The organism is Variovorax raffinosi (genome assembly GCF_051216615.1).
Taxonomy (GTDB): domain Bacteria; phylum Pseudomonadota; class Gammaproteobacteria; order Burkholderiales; family Burkholderiaceae_C; genus Variovorax.
The window spans coordinates 90,050-111,448 of record NZ_JBPJZR010000008.1 but is presented as its reverse complement, the minus strand read 5'-3'; the positions used below and the strand labels follow the sequence as shown (position 1 = coordinate 111,448).

The 21,399-nt window shown below is 67.6% G+C and carries 18 protein-coding genes; 6 read left to right on the top strand and 12 right to left on the bottom strand.

What is annotated here, in order from left to right; genetic code table 11:
* Positions 1-40: 40 nt before the first annotated feature.
* From ACSFB7_RS23035 to ACSFB7_RS23025, 3 genes are all read right to left on the bottom strand, one after another.
* Positions 41-496 (bottom strand): hypothetical protein, encoded by a 456-nt coding sequence (locus tag ACSFB7_RS23035; protein ID WP_435474305.1) that lies wholly within the window; start codon positions 494-496, stop codon positions 41-43.
* Between the two features lie 92 nt (positions 497-588).
* Positions 589-1,653 carry a lipocalin-like domain-containing protein gene (locus ACSFB7_RS23030; RefSeq protein ID WP_435474304.1) on the bottom strand — a complete coding sequence of 355 codons (1,065 nt, stop codon included), beginning with the start codon at positions 1,651-1,653 and terminating at the stop codon, positions 589-591.
* Positions 1,654-1,660: 7 nt separating this feature from the next.
* Complete coding sequence (locus tag ACSFB7_RS23025; protein WP_435474302.1) at positions 1,661-2,746, bottom strand: PLP-dependent cysteine synthase family protein; 1,086 nt, start codon at positions 2,744-2,746, stop codon at positions 1,661-1,663.
* Between the two features lie 94 nt (positions 2,747-2,840).
* On the opposite strand from ACSFB7_RS23025, the gene ACSFB7_RS23020 reads away from it, so the two are divergent.
* Complete coding sequence (locus ACSFB7_RS23020; protein ID WP_435474300.1) at positions 2,841-5,381, top strand: penicillin acylase family protein; 2,541 nt, start codon at positions 2,841-2,843, stop codon at positions 5,379-5,381.
* Positions 5,382-5,439: 58 nt separating this feature from the next.
* Here the strand turns inward: ACSFB7_RS23020 and ACSFB7_RS23015 are convergent, their stop codons facing one another.
* Positions 5,440-8,046: an FtsX-like permease family protein gene (locus tag ACSFB7_RS23015; protein WP_435474298.1), complete on the bottom strand. Its 2,607-nt coding sequence runs from the start codon at positions 8,044-8,046 to the stop codon at positions 5,440-5,442.
* A gap of 82 nt (positions 8,047-8,128) precedes the next feature.
* Between ACSFB7_RS23015 and ACSFB7_RS23010 the strand changes: the two genes are divergently transcribed.
* Positions 8,129-9,550 (top strand): serine hydrolase domain-containing protein, encoded by a 1,422-nt coding sequence (locus ACSFB7_RS23010; RefSeq protein WP_435474296.1) that lies wholly within the window; start codon positions 8,129-8,131, stop codon positions 9,548-9,550.
* A 19-nt stretch (positions 9,551-9,569) separates the two neighbouring features.
* Here the strand turns inward: ACSFB7_RS23010 and ACSFB7_RS23005 are convergent, their stop codons facing one another.
* From ACSFB7_RS23005 to ACSFB7_RS22995, 3 genes are read right to left on the bottom strand one after another with little or no spacing between them, the layout of a single operon-like run.
* Positions 9,570-10,466 (bottom strand): ADP-ribosylglycohydrolase family protein, encoded by an 897-nt coding sequence (locus tag ACSFB7_RS23005; RefSeq protein WP_435474294.1) that lies wholly within the window; start codon positions 10,464-10,466, stop codon positions 9,570-9,572.
* Positions 10,463-11,035, bottom strand: coding sequence for an NADAR family protein (locus tag ACSFB7_RS23000; protein ID WP_435474292.1), 573 nt, complete (start codon positions 11,033-11,035; stop codon positions 10,463-10,465). Before ACSFB7_RS23000 ends, ACSFB7_RS23005 begins: the two co-directional genes overlap by 4 nt.
* Positions 11,036-11,048: 13 nt before the next feature.
* A complete protein-coding gene (locus ACSFB7_RS22995; RefSeq protein WP_435474290.1) occupies positions 11,049-11,666 on the bottom strand; it encodes a DUF4291 domain-containing protein in 618 nt (205 codons plus the stop codon).
* A gap of 173 nt (positions 11,667-11,839) precedes the next feature.
* Here ACSFB7_RS22995 and ACSFB7_RS22990 point away from each other — a divergent pair, with 173 nt between their 5' ends.
* From ACSFB7_RS22990 to ACSFB7_RS22975, 4 genes are all read left to right on the top strand, one after another.
* Positions 11,840-12,493 (top strand): NUDIX hydrolase, encoded by a 654-nt coding sequence (locus ACSFB7_RS22990; RefSeq protein WP_435474721.1) that lies wholly within the window; start codon positions 11,840-11,842, stop codon positions 12,491-12,493.
* Positions 12,494-12,796: 303 nt separating this feature from the next.
* Complete coding sequence (locus tag ACSFB7_RS22985; protein ID WP_435474288.1) at positions 12,797-13,603, top strand: helix-turn-helix domain-containing protein; 807 nt, start codon at positions 12,797-12,799, stop codon at positions 13,601-13,603.
* A gap of 113 nt (positions 13,604-13,716) precedes the next feature.
* The gene (locus ACSFB7_RS22980) at positions 13,717-14,463 is read left to right on the top strand and encodes a hypothetical protein (RefSeq protein WP_435474286.1); all 747 of its coding nucleotides are present in this window, start codon (positions 13,717-13,719) and stop codon (positions 14,461-14,463) included.
* A 72-nt stretch (positions 14,464-14,535) separates the two neighbouring features.
* Positions 14,536-16,227, top strand: coding sequence for a pectin acetylesterase-family hydrolase (locus ACSFB7_RS22975; RefSeq protein ID WP_435474284.1), 1,692 nt, complete (start codon positions 14,536-14,538; stop codon positions 16,225-16,227).
* 46 nt (positions 16,228-16,273) lie between these two features.
* Here the strand turns inward: ACSFB7_RS22975 and ACSFB7_RS22970 are convergent, their stop codons facing one another.
* The 5 genes from ACSFB7_RS22970 to ACSFB7_RS22950 all read right to left on the bottom strand — a co-directional run bounded on the left by ACSFB7_RS22970 (position 16,274) and on the right by ACSFB7_RS22950 (position 21,332).
* The gene (locus tag ACSFB7_RS22970; protein ID WP_435474282.1) at positions 16,274-17,506 is read right to left on the bottom strand and encodes an RNA polymerase sigma factor; all 1,233 of its coding nucleotides are present in this window, start codon (positions 17,504-17,506) and stop codon (positions 16,274-16,276) included.
* Complete coding sequence (locus ACSFB7_RS22965) at positions 17,503-17,874, bottom strand: YciI family protein (RefSeq protein ID WP_435474280.1); 372 nt, start codon at positions 17,872-17,874, stop codon at positions 17,503-17,505. Before ACSFB7_RS22965 ends, ACSFB7_RS22970 begins: the two co-directional genes overlap by 4 nt.
* A 501-nt stretch (positions 17,875-18,375) precedes the next feature.
* Entirely contained in the window at positions 18,376-19,737 is a 1,362-nt protein-coding gene (locus tag ACSFB7_RS22960; protein ID WP_435474279.1) for an NAD(P)H-dependent oxidoreductase, read from the bottom strand.
* A gap of 3 nt (positions 19,738-19,740) precedes the next feature.
* On the bottom strand, positions 19,741-20,616 hold the full coding sequence (locus ACSFB7_RS22955; protein ID WP_435474277.1) for a phytanoyl-CoA dioxygenase family protein: 876 nt from the start codon (positions 20,614-20,616) through the stop codon (positions 19,741-19,743).
* Entirely contained in the window at positions 20,613-21,332 is a 720-nt protein-coding gene (locus tag ACSFB7_RS22950) for a GntR family transcriptional regulator (protein WP_435474275.1), read from the bottom strand. The genes ACSFB7_RS22955 and ACSFB7_RS22950 overlap by 4 nt, the downstream gene beginning before the upstream one ends.
* Positions 21,333-21,399 lie beyond the last annotated feature (67 nt).

Sequence of the window (21,399 nt, the reverse complement as noted above, 5' to 3'; positions counted from 1 at the left end):
AAGAAAAAAGGGAGCCACGTGGCTCCCTTTTTCATTGCTGTCAGCAGTTGCCCTTTTTCGCCTGGCCGGGCGGGCAGAAATCGCCCCGGTCGCGATCGTGTCCACGGCGATCGTCGCCGCGGTCATGATGCCGATGGTCGTCGTTCCAATCCCGTCGTTCGCGGCGCTCTTCGCGCCGGCGCCAGTCACCATCGGCCCAACGCCAGCCGCCGCGGTCTTCCACCCAGCGGCCCGGTGCGTACGCATAGCCCACGCGCTCGGGCTGCCAGCTGCCTCGTTGCCATGCGTAGGCGCGTCCGTCCCAGGCCCAGCGGCCGGGCACCCAGACGAAGCCGCCACGCGGCGGCGGCGCGGCTTCGTAGCGTGGCGGCGGCGGTGCCGCCATGACCAGCCCGGGTACGTTGATGTTGACCGAGACCTGCGCGTTCGCGGCCATCGGAACGGCAAGCAGTGAACAAGCGCCGGCCAGTGCCAGCGCGGTGATTCGAATCGTCATGGGGGTCCTCTCTTTTTCAAGTCATGCAATGCATGACGTCCAACGCACGCGGCTCATGGCCGGTTGTCGGGGCTTGCGTTGCGCTACAACCGTTACAGACGCAGCGGGGCGGCGTAACCGGTCATTTCGAGGTAACCGCGCCCCACGCGACGGCCCTGCGCATCGAGCAGTTCGCTCAACCCTTCCCAGTACACGCCCCCGGTCGAGCCACGGCTGTCCAGCTCCTGGTCGTCGAGCAGTGCACGCACCTCGAAATTGCCGGAGGGCGTTTGCACGCGCCACTGCGTCGGGTACTTCGCCTGCGTGCGCGGACTGGTCCACGCGTTGATGCTCTCGAAGCGCACTTCGTCGTTCTTGAAGATGCGCGCCGCCCCGTCTCGCGGACGGAAAGAACCACCGGCCCACAACCCGCTGCCATCGGCACGGCGCAGATGGAATGCGGTGAGCGCACTGCCGTCGTCGAGGTTCATGCCGATCCAGTCCCAGCCCACGGCCCCGGGGTGCATCAACGCTTCGCTCCACTCGTGATCGAGCCATGCCGCGCCATCGACCTCGAAGGCCTGGCCCTTGAGCGTCAGCTTGCCCTGTGCCTTGAGCTGCGGTTCGCTGTAGTAGTAGCTCGCCTGTGCTTCGTCAGGCCCCTTGCGCGAGAGGCCGGCGTTGCCCTGCAACAGCAACGGCTGCGTCGGCGTGAAGCGCAGGTCCAGCGAGAACTCGCCGGCAGGGATGCGCGCCGAATAGCTGCCGTCCTTGCGCACCAGCGACCAGTCGCGGATGCGCACGTCGGTGTCCGCCTCGCTCGCCGATGCCACGCCGAAGCCCGCGCGCGCGATGCGCTGGTCGTGCAGCAGCACGCGGCCTTCGAGGTCGGTGACGGCTGCGTGCGCGAACACGAGGTTCTTCGCCGCGAAGGCCGAGCGCATGTTCTGCGTGGCCTCGACGCGCGAACGGAAAAAAGTGACCTGAAAGCCGAACTCGCGTCCGGCCGGCGTCTTCGCGTGGCCCGTGATGTACCACCACTCGGTGTGCAGATCAGGGTGGCTGCCGAAGTCGCGCGGAAACTGCAGCGTGCGCGCGGGCAACGCCCAGGCCGCCGGCCCCGCACACAGCGCGGCCAGCAGCAGGCCACGCCGCGACAGCGCGAAAGACGCAGGCATCGTCACGTCAAGCCGCAACCAGCGCGTCGATGCGCTGCTGCGCCGGGCCGATGTCGCCGAAGGCGTTCTGCACCCACGCCGCGTCGTGATAGCTCGGCAGGTAGCGCTCGCCCGCATCGCACAGCAGCGAAAGAATCGAGCCCTGCTGGCCGGCCGCGCGCATCTCCTGCGCCACCGCGAGCATGCCGATGAAGTTGGTGCCAGTCGACGGGCCGACCTTGCGCCCCAGCAGCGTCGACAGCGCATGCATCGCCGCCACCGAATCGAGGTTTGGCACTTCGATCATGCGGTCGACCAGCGTGCGGATGAAGCTGGGCTCCACGCGCGGGCGGCCGATGCCTTCGATGCGCGAGCCCACGGCGGTGAGCGTGGTGTCGCCCGTGCGGTGATAGGCCGAGAACACCGAGCCTTCGGGGTCAGGCACGCACACCTGCGTGTCGTGGCAGCGAAAGCGCAGGTAGCGCCCGATGGTGGCGCTGGTGCCGCCGGTGCCCGCGCCCACCACGATCCACTTGGGCACCGGATGCCGCTCGCGCGCCATCTGCTGGAACATGCTCTCGGCGATGTTGTTGTTGCCGCGCCAGTCGGTGGCGCGCTCGGCATACGTGAACTGGTCCATGTAGTGGCCACCCGTGCGCTCGGCCAGCGCGCGCGCTTCTTCGTACACCTGCGCCGCATGGTCGACGAAGTGGCAGCTCGCGCCATAGAAGGCGATCTGCGCGATCTTCTCGGGCGAGGTGGTGCGCGGCATCACCGCGATGAAGGGCAGGCCCAGCAGCCGCGCGAAGTAGGCCTCGCTTACCGCCGTCGAGCCGCTGGAGGCTTCGACGATGGTCGTGCCTTCGCGCACCCAGCCGTTGCACAGCGCATAGAGAAAGAGCGAGCGTGCGAGCCGGTGCTTGAGGCTGCCGGTCGGGTGCGTCGATTCGTCCTTCAGGTACAGGTCGATGCCGTGCGCGGCGAGCGAGGGCATGGGCAGCGGGATCAGGTGCGTGTCGGCACTGCGCTGGTAGTCGGCCTCGATGCGGCGGATCGCACCGCCGAGCCAGCCGCTGCAGGAAGAAGAGGAGGAGAAAGTGGTTTGCTGCTGCATAGCGCGCCAGTCTACAAGTCATGCCTTGTAACCCCCGCCCGGCGCATAAATCGGGATACTGTGCCCTGCCATCAACAGGCAGGAGACGAGACACATGAAAAGAAGAAACCTGCGCCCGGCATCGCGGCGCTCGTTAGGCCAAAGGCATTCCATCGGCGCCGTTGCGTTCGCGGTCCTCGCGCTCGCCGGCTGCGCATCGGGGCCTCCCGACAAGGGGACGACACCGCAGCGCCCCTCCTCATCCTTCGCAGTGCCGGGCCTGGAAAAACCGGCCGAGGTGCTGGTCGATCGCTGGGGCGTGCCGCACCTTTATGCGGGCACGCTCTACGACGCTTTCGTGGCGCAGGGCTTCATCGCCGCGCGCGACCGGTTGTGGCAGATGGACCTGTGGCGCAAGCGCGGCCTCGGCGAAATGGCGAAGGACTTCGGACCCGCATGGGTCGAGAGCGACCGCGCCGCGCGCGCCGTGCTCTACCGCGGCGACATGTACCGCGAGTGGCTGGCCTACGGCTCCGACGCCAAGCGCGTGGCCGAGGCTTTCACGGCCGGCGTCAATGCCTACGTGGCGCAGGTGCGTGCGCAGCCCGCGCTGCTGCCGCCCGAGTTCGCGCTGCTCGACTATCAGCCCGCGATGTGGTCACCCGAAGACGTGGTGCGCATCCGCCACCACGGGCTCACGCTCAACTTCACTTCCGAGATCGAACGCGCCCGCGCTTTCTGTGCGGGCGGTGCCGGCATCAAGGCCGACTGGCTGCGCCGCGAACTCGATCCACCGGTCACGCCCCGCGTGCCACCGGGCCTGGACCCTTGCAACATCCCGGCGACCGAGCTGCGCGCCGCCTACATGCGCGCGACCGAGCCGCCGCAGTTCACCAAGGCCAACACGCGGGTGGGCTTGAACACCGGCGCGGCCTCCACGCCGGTCGCGTTGCTGCCCGGCAGCGCCGAGTCGGCTGCGGCAAGGGCGCAGCAGGAGCAGGCCGCGCAAGGCGATCCGACCGGCGCCTACGGCAGCAACAACTGGGTGATCTCGCCCAAGCTCACGGCCACCGGGCGTCCCATCCTGGCCAACGACCCGCACCGTGCCCACGGCGCGCCGAGCCTGCGCTACATGACGCACCTGAGCGCGCCCGGCATGGACGCCATCGGCGCGGGCGAGCCCTTTTTGCCCGGCCTGTCGATCGGCCACAACGGCACCATCGCCTTCGGCCTCACGCGCTTCTACATGGACCAGGAAGACCTGTACGTGTACCAGCTCAACCCGCGCAACCCCGACGAGTACCGCTACCAGGGCCGCTGGGAGCCGATGACGCACGTGAAGGAGCGCATCGCGGTCAGGGGCGAAAGCACGCCGCGCGAGGTGGTCAACACCTTCACGCGCCATGGCCCGGTGCTGCTGTCCGAGCCCGGCAAGCGCCGCGCCTATGCCTTGCGCGCCGCCTGGCTGGAGCCCGGCATGGCGCCGTACTTCGGCTCGATGGACTACATGCGCGCGCGCAACTGGGACCAGTTCCGCGCGGCCATGAACCGCTGGGGCGCACCGGGCGAGAACCAGGTCTATGCGGACACCAGCGGCAACGTCGGCTGGATTCCGGGCGGGCTCACGCCGATCCGGCCCAACTGGGACGGGCTCATGCCCGTGCCCGGCGACGGCCGCTACGAGTGGTCGGGTTTTCGCAATGGCGACGAGCTGCCGTCGGAGTTCAACCCGGCGCGCGGCTACGTCGTGACCGCCAACGAGAACAACATTCCGCCCGACCATCCCGCCGCGAAGAAGGGTGTCGGCTACGAATGGAGCGATGCGGCCCGTGCGCGCCGCCTCAAGGAACTGTTCGCGGCCAAGGTCGCGGCGGGCTCGCGCTTCACGGTCGAGGATTCGGAGCGCATGCAGAACGACATCGTCGCGACGCCGGCGCAGCGCCTGCTGAAGCTGCTGGCCGGCCTTCGCAGCGACGACGCGCAGACCGCGACGGCCCTGCGCATGCTGCAGGGCTGGGACGGCACCATGGACCGCGACAGCGGGCCCGCCGCGCTCTACGAGGTGTGGAGCAGCAAGCCCTTGCGCGCGGCCGTGCTCAAGGCCGGTGCCGGCGACAGCGCCGCCGCGCTGGCCGCACCGGGCGACAACACGCGCATGGTGCTGCTGCTGGAGAACCCGTTCGGATGGGTGAGCAACGAACAGCGCGACGCCTTGCTGCTGAAGACCTTGCCGGCCGCGATGCAGGAGCTTTCCGCCAAGCTCGGGCCCGACCCTGCCGCGTGGAAATGGGGCACCCTGCATCGCGCGGAGTTCCGGCATCCGCTGGGTGGTGTCGTCGATGCGGCGACGCGCAAGAAGCTGGACGTGGGCGACTGGCCGATGTCCGGCTCTTCCTTCACGCCGATGGCCGCCACCTACCGCGCGAGCGACTACAAGCTGACGGCGGGGGCATCGTTTCGCATGGTGCTGGACGTGGGCAACTGGGATGCATCGCGCGTCATCAACACGCCGGGGCAATCGGGCAATCCGGACAGCCCGAACTACCGGGACCTGGCGCCGCTATGGCTTGAGGGGAAGTACGTGCCGCTGGTCTACACCCGGTCGGCGGTCGAGAAAGAGACCGTGGAGAGGATTCAGCTCACGCCCGGCAAGTGAGTTCTTTCTTTCCCGGGGCCGGGGGCGCACCTCGCCTCCGGGAAAGAACGAACAAGGGCTACCAGTCTTCCTTGACCGCCAGCACCACGTCCTTGCCGGCGGCGGCCCGCCCCGCCATCCATGCGGTCACCGTGCCGGCTGCCACAACCGCCGCACACAGCACCAGCAGCCGGGCCCAGGGCACCAGCAGGTCCATGCTCCAGTGGAAGCTCTGCGGGTTCACCACCTTTACCAGCACCACCGACACGGCCAGCCCCAACACCAGCCCTGCCACGGCGCCGATGGCCGTCCACGCCGCGCCTTCGCCCGCCACGACAGCCAGCACCTGCCGCCGCGTGAAGCCCAAGTGCGCGAGCAGGCCGAACTCCTTGCGCCGCGCCAGCACCTGCGCGCTGAAGCTCGCCGCGATGCCGAAGAGCCCGATGGCAATGGCCACGGCCTGCAGCCAGTAGGTCACCGCGAAGCTGCGGTCGAAGATGCGCAGCGAGGTCGTGCGGATCTGCCCCACGGAAGAAATCTCGACCGACTCCGAAGACGCACCGCCCTGTTGCGCCGCCAGCTTGCGCACGCCGGCCTGCACTGAGCCTTCCGACACACCGGCCTCGAGCCACAGCGCCACGTCGCTCACGTTGCGCTCGCCGGTGATGCGCTCGAAGTCGCGCGCATCCATCGTGATCGCGCCGAACTGCCGCGCGTAGTCACGCCACACGCCCGCGACGAAAAAGACGGGCGCGGTTTTCGATGACGCGGCCGCAGCCATGGCGCCCGACATCGGCGCGAACGTGCTCCCCGGCTTCGCGCCATACAGCTCGACCATCGGCTCGCTCACGTAGATGCCGATCTGCCCCTCGGGCACAGGCAGCGCGGCGCCCACCAGTGGCAGCGACTGCGCCGCGCTGCCTTCAAGGCTGCGCGCGATCAGCGCCACGGTCGGGCGGGAGGCATCGAGCTGCAGCGACTGGGTGCGCAGCGTGCCCGTGCGCGCCACGCCGGGCAGTTGCGCCAGCGCCTGCACGAAGGCTGGCGCAAAGGTGGCGGTGTCGGTGCTGCTGCTGTTGCCGGTGTTGCTGCCGCGTCCTCCGGACGTGGCGCGCACATACAGGTCGGCCGGCAGCACCACGTCGAGCCAGTGCGTGACCGAATCGCGGAAGCTCGCGACCATCACGGTGAGCGCGACGGCAAGGCTCAGGCTCGCCACCACGCCGCTCACCGCCACGGCCGCCGTGCCGCGCATGCGCCGCGCGCGCTCGACGGCCAGCATCGGCAGCACGCGCTGCGCGAACAGCGGCGCCACGCGGTCGTACAGCAACGCGATCAGCCAGGGCAGGGCGGTGATGCCGCCGACCAGCAGGCAGGCCACCGACAAGTAAGCCGCGACCGGAATGCCGCCGATGGCCGGGATGTTCGCCAGCACCACGCTGACGGCAATCAGCCCCAGTGCCAGCCAGTGGCTGTTGCCCTGCGTGGGCGCGGCGCCCAGGCCCTTGAGCGTTTGCGCCTCGGGCAAGGCCTGCGCCGCGCGCGCGGGCCACCAGCCGCCGACCAGCGCGGCCAGCACGCCGAGGCCGCCGTACAGCAGCGCCGCGCCGCTGCTCCAGTGCAGCTTGGGCGCGACGCCTTCGAAGTAGCCACCGCCCAGGTCGCCGCCGAGCACCCGCAGCGCGAAGGCCGCCAGCGCGGTGCCGAGCGCAATGCCGGCCACGCTGCCGATCAGGCCCAGCACCAGCGATTCGCTCAGCACCAGCCGCAGCCGCTCGCGCGGCGTGAGGCCCAGCACGCCAAGCAGCGCGAACTGCTGCGCGCGCTTGGCCACGCTGAGCGCCAGCACGGAGAAGACGAGGAACGCGCCCGTGAACAGCGCGACCAATGCCAGCACCGTGAGGTTCACGCGGTAGGCGCGCGACAGGTTGCTCACGCGTTCAGCCGCATCGCCCGGCTCGGCGAACTGCACGCCTGCCGGCCAGCCCGGCGATTGCTGCAGCGACGCGATGAAGGCCGCGCGGTCGGTGCCGGGCGCCAGCCGCAGGTCGATGCGGCTGAGTTGTCCGATCTGCCCGAACAGCTCCTGAGCCGCCGCAATGTCCATCACCGCGAGCGCCGCGCCGCTGGCGGCGACATGGCCGGCCACGTCGAGCCGCTGCCATGCGTCGCCGCTGCGCAGTTGCACCGTCTCCGTGGCGCCGGCATCGGCTTGCGCCGGCAGGCCCAGCACATTGCGCGCGGCAGCGTTCAGGAACACATGGCCCGGTGCGAACAGCGCGAAGCGGTCGGCACCGGCCGCGGGCTGCGGCATCAGCGCGGGCGCGATGGTGGGCAGCACCAGCGCATCGACACCGATCACGCGCATCGGCACTTGGCGTTCGCTACCTGCCAGCGCCAGGCCCTGGAATTCGAGCACGGGGCTCGCGAGCGTCACCTGCGGCTGCTGCGCCAGCCGGGCGAACACGGCTTCGTCGAAGCCGCCCTGCACGGCGCGCACTTCAAGGTCGGGCTGGCCGTTCACAGAGCGCACGGCGCTGGAGAATTCGTCGAGTGCCGAGGCGTTGATCAACTGCACCGAGAACGCGAGCGCCACGCCCAGCATCACCGCCAGCACGGCCGCCGCGTTGCGCCAGGGGTGGTGGCGGAGTTCCTGCCAGGAGAAGGTGGTGAGCAATGCGCGCATCGCCCGATTGTCACGGCGCGCACGGTGTTACACCTGCCGTGGCACGATGGCACCTCTTCGATGACGCCTGAGGAATCCGACGATGCGGCTGCTGTCTCACGCCCTGTACCACCGCTGGTTCGCGGCCTGGCTTCTTTTGTCGCTGCTGGCGGGCAACGCCGCCGCGCAGCTGGTGCCCCTCACGCTGGCGAGCGACCCGACGGTGCTGGCCAAGGCCGCGCTCGGCGCCGAGCGCGGCACGCTCGTCATCGGCACCTTGCGCAACGGCAAGGCCGCTTACGGCGCGGCCTACAACCCCGAGCCGCCTTCGACACCGCGCCCCATCGAGCCCAACAGCGCGGAGCAGCCGATGTTCGAGATCGGCTCCGTCACCAAGGTCTTCACCGGCCTGCTGCTCGCACAAGCCGTGGAGCGCGGCGACCTGAAGCTGGACGACACCGTCGGCAAGCTGCTCGCCGGCAAGGTCGAGGGCTTGTCGCCCCCCGTGGCCGCGGTGACGCTGCGCCAGCTCGTCACGCACACCGGCTGCATGCCCGTGATGGCCGATGGCGTGGCCGGCGGCCCGGCGCTGGCCGAGCAGTTCCGCACCTTCGACAAGCCGATGTTCTGGGCCGCGCTCACGCGCATCAAGCTCACCGCCGCCGCCGCTCCCTGCGAAGGCAGCTACAGCAACTTCGGCATGGCCCTGCTCGGGCTGTTGCTGGCCGAGCGCTACAACACCTCGTGGGGCGAGCTGGTGCGCGCGCGCATCACCGAACCGCTGGGCATGAACGACACCGTGATCCCGCTCGGCGACAAGGCCTCGCGCATGGCCCCGGCCTTCGCCGGCGACCGCCGCCAGCAGTTGCTGGACATGCTGGCCTACTCGCCGGCCAGCGCGCTGCGTTCCACCGCCGCCGACATGCTGACCTTCAGCCGCGCGATCCTGGCCGGCGCCAACGGCCCGCTCGGCCCGGCCGCCGTGCGCATGCTCACGCCGCTGGCGCGCTACGAGGGCGCGGAGATCGGCTACGCGGTGATGGTGCGCGGCACCGAAGGGGCGCGACGCACCTACTACCACGCAGGCGTGACCGAGGGCTACCGCACGCTCTGGCTGCTCGCGCCAGACACCGGCGAGGCCATGATCGTGCTCAGCAGCAACACGCGCGCGCCGATGCAGTCGGTGTTTTTGGCCATCGGCAAGAGCCGCTACCCGGTGTCGACCATCGAGGTGCCCGTCGATCCCGCGCGGCTGGAGGACTACAGGGGCGAGTTCCGCGTCAGCAAGACGATGTCGCTGACCTTCACCGTGCGCGGCGCCAAGCTGCTGGTGCGCGAGACGGGGCGCGGCTACAGCGCGCTCATGCCCACAGGCAACGACCGCTTTGCCGTGGCGACCATCGGCGCGCAGTTCGTCTTCAAGCGCGGCGAGGGGAACTCGGTGGTGGGTGTCTCGCTGTCGCAAGGGGGTAGTCAGCTCGATGCGCGGCGGGTTGGTGAGCCTGTGGCTGTCCCGCAGGAGTGAGGGCGGCGCGCCGCTGCCTTCAGCGTGCGAGTGCGAGCAACTGGTCTGCCATCTGCTCGATTTCAGCGCGCATCACGAGCTGTTCGAGCCAGCCGGCCGGAATGGCGCCCGCACCGTAGAAGGCGCCTGCCAGCTGGCCGCAGATGGCCGCGGTGGTGTCGGCATCGTCGCCGAGGTTGACCGCGGCAAGCACGGCCTGTTCGAAGGAGTCCGTGTGCGCGAAGCACCAGAGGGCCGCTTCGAGCGACTCGACGCAATAGCCTGATCCACTGATGTGTTCGCGTGGCTTGGTCGTGTAGTCGCCGCGTGCCAGTGCGGCGACTTTCTCGCTCAAGGGTTCGAGCGGCGCGGTCGAAAGAATCGCCGTCTTGCTCTCTCCCCGCAGCGCCGCGCGCAATTGCAATGCAAAGAGCCGCGAGCATTCGATGGCCTCCCGTGCACCATGCGTGGTGCGCGTGCTGTCGCCGGCTTGCTGCCAGGTCATCTCGATGCTCGGTGCGAAGAACATCGGCACGGGCGCGAGCCGCATCAATGCGCCGTTGCCGGCGGTACGCGGGTCGGGGTCGCCCGCGAACGGGTCGCCCGACGCGAGGTAGCGGGTGAGGGCGCCCGACACCGTCATGCCGATGTCGAAGCAGTTCCCCGTGCTGCTCATGTAGCCCACGCTGCGCCAGTTGCAGTAGCGGTTCATCTGGTCGATGGCATTGGAGCCTTGGCAATGGATCAGGCTTGCCGCGAGGCACAAGGCCATCGATGTGTCGTCGGTCCATTCGCCGGGACGCAATTCAAAAGGGCCACCACCTCGCATGTCGGTGACGCGCTCGAAGGTGCCGCGCGCGCAGAACTCGACAGTGGTGCCGACCGCGTCGCCGCAAGCCAGTCCGAGCAGGCAACCCCGGTAGCGGTCGGTGCTCATTGCGCCTGCCTCAACGCTTCGCGCGCGGCCATCAGTGCAAAGCCCAGCAGGTTGAGACCGCGCCATTCGCGAGGGTCTTGCGCAGCCGGGTCGGTGGCGGCACGGCCGATGCCCCAGATCGGATCGACCGGGCTGGCTTCCACCAGCACCTGGTGGCCCGTGCCGAGCAGGAAGGCACCCAGCGCGGGGTTCTGCGAGAACTTGGCGATGTTGCCGCGCATCACGATGTCCAGGCGCGCTTGCACCCACGCGGCTTCGTCGAAGTCGCGGATCTCGCGGCCGAGCTTCTTGGCTTCGCCGGGCGTGCGCGCCGCGATGATCCGCTCGCAGGTTTGTGTGTCGCCGAACAGGCGCGCCTTGCCGGCCATCATGAAATGCTCTGCCGTGCGATACCGGACGCCTTCGACGGCGAATTCGGCTTCGAACCACTGGCTGAAGCAACTCTTGTTCACGCCGGTCTTCGGGCTCTGGTGCCCCCAGAACAGCAGGTATTCGGGGCGATGCCCTTGTGCGAAGTAGGTGGGCAGGTCCTTGATACTGCGCGGTGTCGTCGGTGTGTGCGTCGTCATTCTTTTCTTTTCGTCAGGGGCCGACGTCCAGCGGATGCTCGACCGGCAATTGCAATTCGGGGTTGTCGTTTTGCGCCAAGGGGCGCTGGGCATCCACGAAGGGGCGCATGTCGATGACCTCCAGCAGTTCTTCGTGCGCGAACGCCACAAGCGTACGGCCACGCAGCCCGAGCTGGATGGCCCGGCGCTCCAGCTTGTTGCCACTCGGCGCGTGATCCGGGTCCCATTGCAGGCGCACCTCTGATCGGGCGACGGCGGCCTGCCATGCTTCACGGCTCGGATAGCTGGGGTCGAAGGTCGACGGCACGGCCTCACGCACCACGCGCTCGAAGAAGGCGCGGCGCAGCCGAAGCCCGAGCGTTACTTCCTGGCCCTGCTTGGTGCCCCAGCCCGAGCGGTACATCATCCAGAGGAAGTTCGGCTTGATCCAACTCATGCGTGAAAGGCTGAAGTCCGGGCCATCGAGCCGGCCGTGCCGGATCGCGTACTCGCCAATGGCGGGGCGATAGGCCTGGTAGACGATGACCGACTCGGCGTCATGGTGCGCGAGGATGTGCGGGCCGCTTTGCGGCCAGCGCGTGCGCTGCGCGATGTGCAGCTCGGTGGGAAGTGGTGTGACAGCGTTGTTCATCTTGTGTTCCTCGTGTTCTTGTTCTTGCTGATCTATTGAGTTGTTCTGTGCAACTAATGATGGGTTGTATAGTACAACTAATAAGAACGAAGTCAACCCATCCAGTGAACACCTCCGCCTCAAAATTTCCGCCGCTGACCTTTCCGCGCCCCTTGGTCACGGTCGACGTCGTGATGTTCACCGTGCTCGAAGACGCCTTGCAGGTCTTGCTGGTTCGACGGCCCGCCGATACGGCCGAGCCGTTCCCCGGCAAGTGGGCGTTGCCGGGCGGCTTCGTGAACATCGATGAAGACGCTTCGCTGCTCGATTGCGCGTTGCGCAAGCTGCGCGAGAAAACCGGCGTCGAGGCGCCATACCTCGAACAGCTCGGCAGTTGGGGCGGTGCGCAGCGTGACCCGCGCGGCTGGTCTGCCACGCACTGCTTCTGCGCGCTGATTCCGGCGCAGGCGATGCAGTTACGCAGCGGTGCCAACGCGGCGGAGGTGGCGTGGTTCGAGGTTGGCGCCGCGTTGCGCAAGCGACTTGCCTTCGATCACGGCGAACTGCTCGATGCCGCCATTGCCCGGCTGCGCAGCAAGGTCGAATACACCTCGCTGCCAGCCTTCCTGCTCGAAGAGCCCTTCACGCTGCCGGCGCTGCAGCACACCTACGAGGTGGTGCTGGGGCGCGACATGGACAAAAGCGCTTTCCGCAAGCGCATGCTCGACGGTGAATTCATGGAAGAGGCCGGCATGGTCACCGGCAGCCTGGGCCGGCCGGCCATGAGCTACCGCCTGCGCGACCGCTCGCAGGCTGCGCTGTTTCCTCGCACATTCAACGCCCGATAGCCGACGCGACGATTGACGGTTTCGGGTTCACCCGAAGCGGATGCCAGTACCCGGTGCCGACCTTCAGAAGACCCATGTTCCGAGGTGTGGCCGTCACACATGCGACTCTTTCTGCTTAAACACTAACCCTGAACGACTCCCGGCCTCGCGGTGCCTACACTGCGGGGCGTTTCAGGGGAGGCGCCGCGCGGCCATCGCGCGGCAGCCGCAACAAGCAGAAGACAAACAAAAGGCGGGCTTGCCCATGTATTGCCATTGCAGGGGATCTTTCGGTCTTCGGGGCCGCCGCGAGGTGTTCGTGCAATGAGCGCGCAGAGCCTGCTGCACCTGTGGGACGACGGCTTCGTCTATCTCACGCCGGCCATCCACTCGGGGCTGACCGCCCGTCCTGCGTTGACCTTGCTGGCATCGATCAGCGGGCGTGCGTTCATGCTGGAGGCGCATGACGGCACGCGTGCGCATTGCTCGGCCGCGGTGGTGGCGCCGGACGTGTCGCGCCGGCTCGATGCCGATTGCGGCGGGCTGATCTCGATCAATCTCGATCCGGCGTCGAGCACCTGTCGCATGCTGTCGGCATGGATGGGCGGGCGCCGCATCATGCCGCTCGATGCGCGTGTCTTCGGCGCCTTGCGCGACAGCTTCGAGCCGGCACTGCATGGCGTGCTCCGTGATGGGCAATTAAGGTCGCTCAGCCAACGCATGGTGGATGCGGTGACCGGATCAGCGGTTCTTTCGACGCAGATGGACCCGCGCATCGAACGCCTGCTGCGGCTGATCCGCACGCATCCGAGTCTGTTGCAGCGCGAAGAGCTGTCCGTGATGGCCTGCCTGTCGCGCGGCCGGTTGAGCCATCTGTTCCGCGAGCAGATGGGGCTGTCGGTCAAGCGCTATCTGTTGTGGAGCAAGCTGCGGCGCTCCAGTGTGCAACTGGCCGACGGCCAGCCGCTGACGCACATCGCGCTGGCGAGCGGCTTTTCGGATGCGGCACACATGAGCCGCACCTTCCGCGATTCATTCGGCCTGCAGCCCTCGTTCCTGGTGCGAGAGGTGAAGGTCGTGACGGACGGGCATGCGCCGGATGCCTGGCGCTCGCTCGCCGGCAAGGCCTAGCGGTCGGGCTTCATTTCAGCACCTTCGTACAAGTCAGCGCGAGCCTGGCTGACTAGTCTCCACGCGTGCCCCGAGAGGCACTCAAGAACAACTGGAGACTGGTGAGGATTCGCATGAAATTTCGCTTTCCGACTGGCGGCAAGCTGGTCGCGGGTGTTGGCATCCTGATGGCCGCCGTGGTGCTTTGGCTGCTGTTTGCCGACCAGGGCAACGCGCAGGCGACCACTGAGGCGCAGGGCAACGCTCCCGCATCCGCTGGCGCACAAGCCACAACGCAGGGCGGCGTGGTGCTGGCGCAGCGGGCTGCCGGCTACAAGCCGTTCGCTCCGGGTGCATCGCCCTATCTCCTGTCGGCCGGCCCCATGGAACGCGGCCTCGACATCGACCAACTGAGGCGCGACCTGGCCAGCAGCGGCAAGAACGTTGAAGACGAGGTCGATCGCCTCGTCAAGCTCGCGCGCTTTCGCGACCGCATGAACGTGCTCGCCGAAGTGCTTCCCAGCCTGAGCGACGAAGAGCGGCAACAGGAGTCTTACGCGGTCCTGCACCAATTGCCTGAACACGTGGCCAATGGCGAGATTCTTCCGCGCGAGGCGCTGACGACCACCACGGCGCTGCTTCAGATCGGCGAGTCGGACCCTGTGGTCCGCGACGAACTCACGAAGCGGATGACGGCTTCGCTGCAGGCGTATGTCAAGCAGGTCGTGGGGCCCGAGCCCATCACCGAATCACGCTTCCAGAGCTATGCGCAAGAGCGCGACCGCATGGTCAGCGAGGTGCAGTCCTCCATCCAGGACCCCGAAGCGCGGCAAGCGGCGATGGCGCAGCGCGAGCTCGAGATACGGCAGCGCCACTACTGATCCAGATCCATTTGATCCGTCTGATCCACCGGATCGATTCGACCCCATTCACAACGCAGGAGACACACAGCCATGCAGCGAACAAGAACACTCTGGAGGCTCGCGGCCGCGCTGGCCTTCATGCTTTCGATGACCGCGGCCGGCGCCGCACCGGCCGCGACCCCGCCGGCCCAGAAGAGCAGGGCCGATGCGCAGGCATTCATCGACGAGTCGACGGCCAGGTACAACGCAGCGCTCAAGTCCAGCTCCGCGCCGGGGCAGGCGATCGTGCCTGCGGCCGGCCCGGTATGGACCGCCGATCTGGACACCTGGGTGGAGTACACCTTTCCGGCCAGCTCAGGCGCGTCGTGCCTGAATGGGACGCCCTACCGCATGTACTACAGGATCGCGTCCGAGGCGAACATGCGCGACAAGGTGCTGATCGACTTCGAAGGCGGCGGTGCGTGCTGGGACTTCAATTCGTGCAAGCCGGACGCCAAGCTCGGCGCATCCAATCCCGACGGTCTGCCCTCGGGCTACCTCAAGGGCAACGGCATCGTGACCACGACCACGGTCGCCCTCACGTCTCCGGTGCTGGATGGCAACACGTTTCTGGTCAATGCGGCCGCGTACCTTCTCTTCGGCCGAGGCACAGGTACGCTGGACAACCGTAGCTGGTGGAATTTTCCGAAGTTCACCTCGCAGCCGGAAACGCAGCGATGGACCCAGCTGGTGTTTCCGTATTGCACCGGTGACGTCAACTCGGGCGCGAGCTTCAGGGTTTTTGAAGACCCGAGCAATCCGCAAAACAGCAAGAAGGTCAACTTCAACGGCCTGAACAATGTGCGGGCTGCAATGGAGTTCCTGCGCCAGAACAAGTTTGCGGAGAGCTTGTCGGACAGGAAGTCGATCCAGCAGTTGCTGGTCTACGGTGCCAGCGCCGGTGGCTACTCATCGTTGGCCAACTACCCGATGATCCGGGAGGCTCTGGCGGGCGGCAAGACGCGGGTTGCGATGTTCAACGATTCCGGCCCGATTCTTCCGGCACCGATCTACAAGCAGGGCGAAGAAATCCTTGCGAGCGACCTCGACAAGACGCCTGCGGTGAAGTTCTGGCAGAAGGTCACCGATGCGTGGGGCTGGTTCCAGCAGCCCACCGCTGCCGATGCAAAGACGCCGGGCCATCCCGAATACGCGGAGCAGGCCAAGGGGCTGGTCGCGCGTTGGGAGAAGGCCACGGGCGAGAAGGTCGAGCTATTGAAGAGCCGTGGTGGCGACACCAGCAGCCTCAACAAGGTGCTCTCCAAGCGGTATGCCGAAGACCGCCTCGGCCTGGGCAGCTTCCAGCAGGACCAGGTCATCTCCAGCTTCGCCTTCGTCGGTGGCCAGAACGCCGAAGTCGTCGGCCTGACGGGCAGTGCCTTGCGCGACGCGAAGATGAAGCTCTTCACCAAGGAGATGAACCTGGTGCGCGCCGAACTCGGCCCGCTGCCCAACTACGGGTACTACATGCCCTGGTCGCGGTATCTGGTCATAGGCAGCCACGTGACGACGGCGCTTACGTTCGCGGGCACCGACATCTGGCGCGCAGGGAATCTGCGCGACGACGGTGGGCGGATCGCCCCTGAGTTCAACGGCGATGTGGGTTTCTTCCTGAACAACCTTGTGAGTACCCAGAGCCTCGCGAGCCTCCCGGTGCTCAAGGAGGTCGGAGCGCCCGGGGAGTCGTTCAGTGCTGGCAGCTTGATCGGCTCCATCCTTAGCTGGTTCAACGTCTTCGGCTAGTCTGCCGCTTGAATGGATGCTGCGCGATGAGCAGCCCGTGGCCGTTTCAGAGCCGGGCAGCCATCGCGCCGAGGTAGCCGCGCACCGCCGCATTGGCACTCAAGCCGATGGCGCGGTCGTAGGCCTTCCGGGCCGCGGCGCGCACGCCGCCCGCTGCGAGCAGATGCGCGCGGGCGGCCCAGAAGGGCTGGTAGTTCGTCACTTCGTCGGCGGGAATCGCATCGAGCGCTTGCAGGCCGATGTCCGGCCCGCGTGCGTTCGCCAAGGCACAGGCGCGGCTGACCTGCGCACCGATGCTCGGGCGCAGCGCCAGCAGGCCCTCGTACAGCGCCACCAGCGTTTCGGGTGGCACCGGGGCGCCGGCGCGGCGCTCGCAATGCGCCGACTGGATAGCCGCTTCCAACTGGTAGGCACCGAGCGAGCCCATGCCGGAGGCTTTCCGCAGATGGTGCTCGGCCTGCGCGAGCAGTTCGTGGTTCCAGCGCGTAATGTCCTGCTGGTCGAGCGGCACATACGCGCCCGTCTCGCTGCGCCGCGCCGCCGTGCGGCTTTCGCAGAACAGCATCAGCGCCAGCAGGCCCAGCGGCTCGGGCTCGTCGGGCATCAGGTGGCAAAGGATGCCGCCCAGGTCGATGGCCTCGGTGGTCAGGCCGCGTGGCAGCGCGTCGGCGCCGTCTACGTCTTCCCAGCCGGTGCCGTAGGCGGCGTAGATGCCGTCGAGCACGTCCTGCAGCCGCTGCGGCAGGTCGCGCGGCTGCGGGTACTCGAAGGGAATGCCGGCCGCGCGGATGCGGGCCTTGGCGCGCACCAGCCGCTGGCCGAGCGTGGAGGGCGCGGTGAGAAAGGCGCCGGCCATGCGGGCCGCGTCGAGGCCGAGCACGGTTTGCAGCATCAGCGGCGCGCGGGCCGGCGCGTCGATGGCGGGGTGCGCGCACACGAAGAGCAGGCGCAGCCGTTCGTCGGGCACGGTCGCGCCTTCGGCATCGGCCAGGTCCGCTTCGCCGGCGAGCAGCAGCAGCGATTGCGTGGCCTTGTCCTGCACGCGGGTGTGGCGCCACGCATCGAGCTTGCGGTGCCGCGCCACGCTCAGCAGCCAGGCGTCGGGCTTGTCGGGAATGCCGTCCACGGGCCAGCGTTCGAGCGCGCGCGCAAAGGCATCTGAGAGAGCGTCTTCCGACGCCGCGATGTCGTGCGTGCGCGCCGACAGGATGGCCAGGAGCCGCCCGTAGGACTCGCGGGCCGCCCGCTCGGCGGCCTGGTGAGCCGCCGGGCCGTTCACGCGGTGGCCGCCGCCATGGCCGTGGCCATGAAGACGGGGCGCACTTCCACGCCGCCGCTGGTGGCGCAGGGTGCGCGTTCGGCCCATTCGAGTGCGGCATCGAGGTCGGGCACGTCGACCACGAAGTAGCCGCCGAGTTGTTCCTTGGTGTCGGCAAAGGGGCCGTCCTGCACCTGGCGCTTGTCGCCGCGCACGCGCAGGGTGGTACCTGTCATCGGCGGGAAGAGGCCGTGGCCGCCGAGCGAGATGCCCGCTTGTCGCACGGCGTCGGCGTAGGCGATCCAGCTGGCTCGATAGGCCTTGGAGGAGGCGTCGTCGCGTTGTTCGAATTCGGCAGCGGGCTGATAGAACATCAACATGTATTGCATGGTGTTTCTCCGTCATGGAAAAGATTGGCTTGAGCAAGATCGCTCACCCCAATGACGGCCCGCCGCCGGTCATTTCGACACTAAGCCTTGTGTCGAGGCGAATATTTTTTACGTGAATGGGGTTTGGCGCAATGCCCGGAATCCCCTGTTGGGTTTGCCGCTCTTGCATGTGATTCGTGAGTTCGGGGCGTGTGCGAATTACACCGGGTGGTCCCCTCCGCGAATGTCCCCCGCTTCGCTCCTCCTTTATTTCGCTGCGGGGACCACCCGGCGTAATTCGCACGAGGGCACGTTGCTGTTGATCCTGCGATCAACGACCGCTCTGATAACGCTCACGTCGATGCGGGGCTCTTTTTCGCGAAATAAAGGAGGAGCGAAGCGGGGGACATTCGCGAAAAAGAGCACCGTGTCGGCGGGAGCGTCGCCCTGAACAGCAGCAGCGCCAAAAACAACGCGCTCCAAACGCAACGCGAAGAACACAAGAAAAAGGTTCGCCAGGAGCTAAGCGGCCCGAACCTGCACAGATGGCGCGAACATCGTCTCCATGTTGGCGCGCAGCTTGTAAGCCGCAGTCGATGTGTCGATCGCCACGTCGGCCCAGCAGAGGCTCTGTCCCTTCTTCACCGGCCGCAGCAGCCTGACGTTGTGCGCGAGTCCGAGCGGCAGTCCGCCCATGCGCAGCGAGCGGTCGGCCGGCAGCAGCTTGCCCCACACCGTGTAGCCGCCTTCGCCGTCGAGCATCTCGCCCGGCGCAAGGTCGCGCTTGGCCGTGGCCACCACGTCGGCGTTCCAGCAGGTGGCCACGCCGGTCGGCTCGCCGCGCAGCGCCACGCTGGCCACCGACATGCCGACTTCGAGCCCGATCAGGTGCCAGCGCTTGTACAGCGTGAAGTAGCGCCCGCTCGGGTCGGTGTGGGCGTTGTATTCCTCGAAGCAGTTCTTGATGTAGTCGGTCTCGGCTTCGACCGTGACCCACACGCCCATGCGGATGTCGTAGGGGATCTTTCGCCCATCGGCTTCGAGCGACGAGATCACCTCGACCATGCCCTTGCGCTCCAGCACACCGCCTTCGCTGCGTGGGCGCGTGACGAAGGGAATGTCTTCCACGCTCGCTGGCGGATAAAGCAGGCCGTCCGATGGCACCGTGAGGCCGGTGGCATTGGCGACCGCCGAGCTTTCGATGGATGGCTTGGAGCCATCGAGAAAGCTATTGAACATCTTCGGGTTGAGCCCGCCGCGTTGCGCCTGTTCCGGTGTCAGGCCGTAGTTGCCCCACACGGTCTCGGGCGTCGATTCGGTGAAGTGCGGGAGCCACTTGTGGCCGCGCCCCGCCGCCACCACCGGAAAGCCGCAGGTGCGCGCCCAGTCGACCAGGTCGCAGATCAGCGCGGGCTGGTCGCCGAAGGCCAGCGAATAGGTCACGCCCGCCTGTTGCGCCCGTCGTGCGAGCAGCGGGCCGCAGAAGGCATCGGCCTCGACCGTGACGTTGACCACGTGCTTGCCATGCGCAAAGGCGTCCAGGCAGTGATCGACCGCCGCGATCGGGTTGCCGGTGCACTCGACGACGATGTCGATGGACGGCTCGCGCGTCACCGCCTGCCAGTCGTCGGTGATCCAGGTGGTGCCGCTCTTCAGCGCCTCCTGCACCGAGCCGGCCGATGCGCGCGCCGGCTCCCAGCCCACGCGCTCCAGGTTGACGCGGGCTGCGTCGGGCGACAGGTCGGCAATCGCCACCAGTTGAACGCCGGGCGTGCGCGGCACTTGCGCGAGATACATGGAGCCGAACTTGCCGGCGCCGATCAGGCCGATGCGGATGGGGCGGCCTTCGGCGGCGCGCTGCTGCAGGCGGGTGTACAGGCTCATGGGTCAGGCCTCCGCGGTGTCGAGGACATCGAGCGACGTCAGCAGCGCACTTTCGGGCAGGCCCTTCTTCCACGGCACATCGACGGGGTAGGGCTTCAGCAGGCAGTCGTCGGGCAGCATCTCGATGGGCGTGAAATTCCGGTGCGCGATGTACTCGGGCCGCTTGTGGCGGCGGATGTGGTTGCTGACCGCGCACAGGCTCAGGTACACGGCCACGCGGTTGAAGGGCGAGAGATTGCTGCCCGAGGCATGCACAAGGCAACTGTGGAACAGGATCATCGAACCGGCCGGGCCCTTGGGCGAGACGATGCCGCCGTTCTTGCCGCCGGCGCGCTCGACCAACTGGCGGATCAGTGCGTTGTCCACCGTCCAGAGCGGATAGCTCGTTGTGGTCAGGTCGTGTTTGGCATCCACCACGCCCTTGCGATGGCTGCCCGGAATGAACATCAGCGGGCCGTTGTGCTCGTTCACCTCGTCGAGAAAAATCGCCACGTTCATCGCGCGCTCGGTCGGCATCAGGTCGTCGTTGAGCCAGGTGCCGTAGTCCTGGTGCCACTGCCACACGTCGCCCTCGAAGGCCATCTTTCCGTTGATCTTGAACTGGTGCATGTAGACCTCTTCCTCGAAGAGATCGCTCACCGGCCCGACCATGCGCGGGTGGCGCGCCAGCCGGGCGAAGGGCTCGCTGATGAGGTGCGCGGCGAAGTTCGTGCGCACGGCGTCGGAGCCTTTCTCGCGCACGTTGAAGGCCTCGCGCCGGCTGTACAGATCGGGCACCGCATCGGTCAGTGCCTTCGTTTCCTCGGGCGAAAAATGGCCGGGAAAGAACAGGTAGCCGTCGCGCTCGAACTGCGCGCGTTGCTCGGGGGTCAGCTTCATGCCTTGTCTCCTTGCGTGGTGGGGGTGGGTGCGGTGTGCGCGAGCTGCTGCTGTTGCTGCTGTTGTTGCATGAGCCGCTGGCCGAGTGCTTCGCTGGCCTTGGCGACGTGCTGTTCGCTCAGGCGCGCCGCGCGATCGGCATGGCCGGCGGCGATGGCGGTGGCAATGGCTTCGTGCTCGTCCCACAGCGATTCGCGCTGGGGCTCGGCCTGCAGCACCGCGCCCATCGCGCGGCGCAGGTGGCGCCAGTGCGGGTCGGCGCTTTGGCCGATCAGCGGATTGCCCGAGGCCGCGTAGATGGCCTGGTGAAAGGCCACGTCGGCATCGATCATGGCTTCGACATTGCGCCCGCGCGCCGCACGCCGGCCACGCTCGATGAGCTTCGGGTCGATGCGAAAGCGCTGCTGCGCCGCGAGCCGCGCGGCCAGCACGTCGAGCGCGCCGCGCACCTGGTAGATCTGCCGCATGCCTTCGGCGTCGAGCGGCGCCACCAGCACACCACGGCCGGGTGCGTCGAGCACGAAGCCGTCTTTCTTCAGCAGCCGGAGCGCCTGCAGCACCGGCTGGCGCGACACCGACAGCCGCTGCGCGATGTCTTCCTGCGTGAGGCGTTCGCCGGGCGCCAGCGTCCCGCTGCTGATGGCGCCGAGCAGGGCGCGGTAGACCTGATCGACAAGGTCGGGCGCGGCTTCGATGCTGACGAGCTGGGCGGGCATGGGTGGCTCCGGGTTCTGAACTCTGTATACAGAGTACGAACTTCAAGGCGACCGTGCACCCGGGTTT

What these genes read in the sequence shown, in the direction of transcription:
- ACSFB7_RS23035 (WP_435474305.1), bottom strand. Translation starts at nt 496, where the DNA reads ATGACGATTCGAATCACCGCGCTGGCACTGGCCGGCGCTTGTTCACTG.
- ACSFB7_RS22955 (WP_435474277.1), bottom strand. Translation starts at nt 20,616, where the DNA reads ATGAAGCTGACCCCCGAGCAACGCGCGCAGTTCGAGCGCGACGGCTAC.
- ACSFB7_RS22980 (WP_435474286.1), top strand. Translation starts at nt 13,717, where the DNA reads ATGAAATTTCGCTTTCCGACTGGCGGCAAGCTGGTCGCGGGTGTTGGC.
- ACSFB7_RS22995 (WP_435474290.1), bottom strand. Translation starts at nt 11,666, where the DNA reads ATGAACAACGCTGTCACACCACTTCCCACCGAGCTGCACATCGCGCAG.
- ACSFB7_RS23025 (WP_435474302.1), bottom strand. Translation starts at nt 2,746, where the DNA reads ATGCAGCAGCAAACCACTTTCTCCTCCTCTTCTTCCTGCAGCGGCTGG.
- ACSFB7_RS22990 (WP_435474721.1), top strand. Translation starts at nt 11,840, where the DNA reads ATGTTCACCGTGCTCGAAGACGCCTTGCAGGTCTTGCTGGTTCGACGG.
- ACSFB7_RS23020 (WP_435474300.1), top strand. Translation starts at nt 2,841, where the DNA reads ATGAAAAGAAGAAACCTGCGCCCGGCATCGCGGCGCTCGTTAGGCCAA.
- ACSFB7_RS23030 (WP_435474304.1), bottom strand. Translation starts at nt 1,653, where the DNA reads ATGCCTGCGTCTTTCGCGCTGTCGCGGCGTGGCCTGCTGCTGGCCGCG.
- ACSFB7_RS23015 (WP_435474298.1), bottom strand. Translation starts at nt 8,046, where the DNA reads ATGCGCGCATTGCTCACCACCTTCTCCTGGCAGGAACTCCGCCACCAC.
- ACSFB7_RS23005 (WP_435474294.1), bottom strand. Translation starts at nt 10,466, where the DNA reads ATGAGCACCGACCGCTACCGGGGTTGCCTGCTCGGACTGGCTTGCGGC.
- ACSFB7_RS22985 (WP_435474288.1), top strand. Translation starts at nt 12,797, where the DNA reads ATGAGCGCGCAGAGCCTGCTGCACCTGTGGGACGACGGCTTCGTCTAT.
- ACSFB7_RS22960 (WP_435474279.1), bottom strand. Translation starts at nt 19,737, where the DNA reads ATGAGCCTGTACACCCGCCTGCAGCAGCGCGCCGCCGAAGGCCGCCCC.
- ACSFB7_RS23000 (WP_435474292.1), bottom strand. Translation starts at nt 11,035, where the DNA reads ATGACGACGCACACACCGACGACACCGCGCAGTATCAAGGACCTGCCC.
- ACSFB7_RS22950 (WP_435474275.1), bottom strand. Translation starts at nt 21,332, where the DNA reads ATGCCCGCCCAGCTCGTCAGCATCGAAGCCGCGCCCGACCTTGTCGAT.
- ACSFB7_RS22965 (WP_435474280.1), bottom strand. Translation starts at nt 17,874, where the DNA reads ATGCAATACATGTTGATGTTCTATCAGCCCGCTGCCGAATTCGAACAA.
- ACSFB7_RS22975 (WP_435474284.1), top strand. Translation starts at nt 14,536, where the DNA reads ATGCAGCGAACAAGAACACTCTGGAGGCTCGCGGCCGCGCTGGCCTTC.
- ACSFB7_RS23010 (WP_435474296.1), top strand. Translation starts at nt 8,129, where the DNA reads ATGCGGCTGCTGTCTCACGCCCTGTACCACCGCTGGTTCGCGGCCTGG.